The sequence below is a fragment of the Kitasatospora sp. NPDC002551 genome, assembly GCF_040296005.1.
GTDB lineage: Bacteria > Actinomycetota > Actinomycetes > Streptomycetales > Streptomycetaceae > Kitasatospora.
Genome location: NZ_JBEOWI010000151.1, coordinates 1 through 3,095 on the forward strand (window position 1 = coordinate 1; position 3,095 = coordinate 3,095).

At 71.0% G+C, this 3,095-nt stretch carries 5 protein-coding genes; all 5 read right to left on the reverse strand.

Features of this window, described 5'->3' with window-relative positions:
- The coding region (locus ABT093_RS40695) for a hypothetical protein (RefSeq protein ID WP_350572552.1) at positions 1 to 645 on the reverse strand (645 nt) is incomplete at its 3' end.
- A gap of 128 nt (positions 646 to 773) precedes the next feature.
- Positions 774 to 1,004 (reverse strand): hypothetical protein, encoded by a 231-nt coding sequence (locus ABT093_RS40700; RefSeq protein ID WP_350572553.1) that lies wholly within the window; start codon positions 1,002 to 1,004, stop codon positions 774 to 776.
- Between the two features lie 330 nt (positions 1,005 to 1,334).
- Entirely contained in the window at positions 1,335 to 1,778 is a 444-nt protein-coding gene (locus ABT093_RS40705; RefSeq protein ID WP_350572554.1) for a hypothetical protein, read from the reverse strand.
- 61 nt (positions 1,779 to 1,839) lie between these two features.
- Positions 1,840 to 2,235: a hypothetical protein gene (locus ABT093_RS40710; protein ID WP_350572555.1), complete on the reverse strand. Its 396-nt coding sequence runs from the start codon at positions 2,233 to 2,235 to the stop codon at positions 1,840 to 1,842.
- A gap of 651 nt (positions 2,236 to 2,886) precedes the next feature.
- Positions 2,887 to 3,095: hypothetical protein (locus ABT093_RS40715; RefSeq protein ID WP_350572556.1), on the reverse strand; the 209-nt coding region annotated here is incomplete at its 5' end.

A 3,095-nucleotide genomic window follows, 5' to 3' on the forward strand; every position in this document is an offset into this window, starting at 1 on the left:
CCGCCGCCGCGCTGCCCGGTATCCGGGCCTCCGCCCCGGTCTGGGCCGACACCGAGGTGTTCGTGCTCGGCGCCAATCGAGTCCGATGAGTATGTGGCCGGGGACCGCCCGGCGGCGTGCCCGCGCGATGAACCCGGTCCGGTCCAGGCTGATCAGCGCCACCTCCCCCCGCCGCTGCCGCGGGCCCGCCTGGCCCAGCCCGCCCTTGATCTCGGCCAGGGCCTTGAGCCGGGGCTGGTCACGGAAGGCGATGTGCGCTCGGGGGGAGTGGCTGCCCCACTGCTCTGCGAACATGGCCCACGGCTGGGCGGGGGGCATCCCTTCGGTGGCGTGCGCCCAGGCGTCGTAGAGGTCGGCCGCCTGCGCCGCACGCTGGTCCCGCAGAGCTGCGAGGTCGAGGAGGCTGAGGACGCCGCCTGCGCACCGGCCGGGCTCTCCTGCCGCGGACCGCACGAGGCGAGGATCGTCGACGGGCGCTCCGGAAACCAGCGGAAAATGGCTGACGTACCGGCCTTCGGAGATCAGGTAGCTGGCGGAGTCGTCGTCGTCGGCCTCCTCGACAGCGCACAGTGCGCGGGCGGCGAGGGCGTAGGCGGATTCGGCGGCCCGCGGGGGCAGGCAGACCAGGACGTGTCGTGAAGTCATCGGGGTGGTCCGTTCGCGGAGGAGCAGAGAGCGCCGAGCCAGGAGCAGGCCATTGGGGGCGAGCGCGACTGGCCGAGCGGTACTCGAACAATACATAATCTCATGGACTTAAGCAACTTCGAGGGTGTTTAGCGCCGCCGACTCCGAGGGATATCGAAGGGGCGGCCAATGTGCCAATGCGCCTTCCGGCCGCTGTACTGGCACTCATAGGCGATCTTGGGGTGCTTCCAGGGAAACTCGCGCGCCAGCCGATCAGCGGCCTTCTGCGCCGAGTCCGGCGACGTGTACGGCCGCTTGTCGAGACAGGCGCGCTTGCGGGTGGCGGACACCTTCGTTCGCCGCAGCGCGGACTTGCCCATCAGGCGTCTCCTTCCGGTGCGCACCCCTGCGGCCGGCCGGCGCCCGAGGGCCGACCCGACGTCCTCGACTCCTCGGCCCGGGAGGTTCCGGGGGCAGGCGGCCGCCGCCCCTCTTCCAGGTACCAGGTGAAGCGCGCGCGGCGGCTCGGGAGGTCCCCGTTACCCGGGAGGGCGAACCGCCGAACTCGGGGCCGCGGCGTTCGGTCGGGCTTCGTGTCGTCCATGATTCCCTTCAAAGTGAGTCGTGGGCGGGACCTGCGGGCTGCGGCCTGCGGACCCCGCCCGGGGTCGGAGCTCAGGCGGCAGCCTCCGAACCTGGGGTGAGGTGGGCTATGCGTAGTAGCTCGCCATGATCCACTCCGGCTTCCTGGCGTGCGGACGCAACTCCAGCACGGACAGCGCCCGCACCAGGGGCTCGTCGTACTGCGAGGTGGCGCTCATCGCCGCGACATCCAGGGGGAGCGGCTCCCCTTCGGCCTCGCGGACGGTGGCGGCAAGGATGTGGCCCTGGTCGTCCGGGCCGATCGAGTACGCCCGCAGTAGCAGTTCGCCCAGTCCGAAGGCCGCCAAGCGCTCCTCGGCCGCTCCGGCGAAGTAGTCGCCGTGGTTCTCCTCGCGCATGGCCTCCGTTGCCCACGAAACCCGGGGCATCAGCCAGGATTCACCCTCGGCGCTGTACCAGGTCAGGTCGCTCGCCAGTCCGGCCCAGCCGTCGGCCGGACCCCCCAGGCGGTACCCGTACATCAGGGCTGTGTGGTTCTCGATGGCGCCCATGGCGTCCTCCGTGTTCGTGGGTGTGGTCGGTCTGGGTCGAGCAATGGGACAGCGGGTGGGTTCAGGTCAGCGCCTTGTAGATGCCCTCCGCCTCCTCGCGGAAGTACTCGCACGCCTCGACGTACATCTCCTGCCGGGCGTTCGACACGTGGGTTCCCATGCCGCCCGTCACCCCCCTGTCGACCGTCACCTCCGCCCTGGCGATCGCGTCCTGGAAGACCAGCGAGGCGTGCCTGAGCGCGCACTGGCCGACGACCTCGGACCACATCTCGATGAGTTGCTGGCGCAGCTCCAGGCCCTTGAACAGGCCCGGCGCGCTGATGATGCCCGGGTCCATGCCCTTGTACCGGTCCCAGTGCTCGGCCAGCTTCTTCTTCTGGTCCTCCCGTGCCCGCTGGGCCCGGCCGGAGAGGCGGTCGTGAATCTGGGCGGCTCGCTTGCTGGCGGCGGAGGTCATCGTGGTCTCCCGTGGGTGTTGGGGTGGGCGGTCACCAGCGGCCGGCCCGTCGGGCACCCGCTGGTGTGCCTCCACATTATCCACATTCATAGAATTAAGCAATGTCTGATCGGTGGTGCGCTTTGACCCGCCCCCCTTAGCTCGCCGAAGGCCGCGGGGGCACCCACTTCTGGGCTGCGGGGCTCCAGCGGGCCTGCGAGAAGACCCTGTTGAGGTCCGGCATGTAGTCGGACCCGTAGTCCACGGCGTCGGGCCGGGGCTCAACCGGTACCCACCCCTCGCCGGGGCGGAGCTCGGCGAACCAGCCGAAGCTCACTGCGGCGCCCTCGCCGGGAACGAGGCCGGTCCACACGCCGCCGCCGCTGTGGCCATGCCGGCCAGAGCAGATGGACTGAGGGAGCCCGGTCTGCGGGCAGTGGCTCTCCCGGCAGCCGGCGGCGTGCTCCGTACCGACCTGCGCGCCGCAGCCGATGCAAGGCTCACCGCGAGAGAGGGTGAGCTCGGCCGCCATCAGTGCCCCCCACCCAGGAGGCGCGAAGGGGGAAACGCGCGAACGCGCACGGCCGGTGTGGAGTTGACGCTCGACATGAAGGACCTCTTGACGTTGGGGGAGCGGGCGGGGCGCGGCTGCGCCCCGCCGGGCAGTTGCCGCTACGCGGCGGCGCGGAACTCGACGCACGCCGGGAAGTCCGGCTTGATGTCCGGGCCTCGCCGACGCTGGGCCTTGATGGCGCACTTCATGCGCGCCCTGCCGTCTCCGGCCACCCGTTCCACCAGGAAGGCGCACGCCCCGCAGCGGGAGGTCGGCGTAGTGGTGCCCGGCTCCAGCAGCGGCTTGCGGGTGGCCGGGTGGATCCCAC

Excerpts from the sequence above, each read along its gene's own strand:
- ABT093_RS40700 (WP_350572553.1), bottom strand. The coding sequence starts at position 1,004 with ATGGGCAAGTCCGCGCTGCGGCGAACGAAGGTGTCCGCCACCCGCAAG.
- ABT093_RS40710 (WP_350572555.1), bottom strand. The coding sequence starts at position 2,235 with ATGACCTCCGCCGCCAGCAAGCGAGCCGCCCAGATTCACGACCGCCTC.
- ABT093_RS40705 (WP_350572554.1), bottom strand. The coding sequence starts at position 1,778 with ATGGGCGCCATCGAGAACCACACAGCCCTGATGTACGGGTACCGCCTG.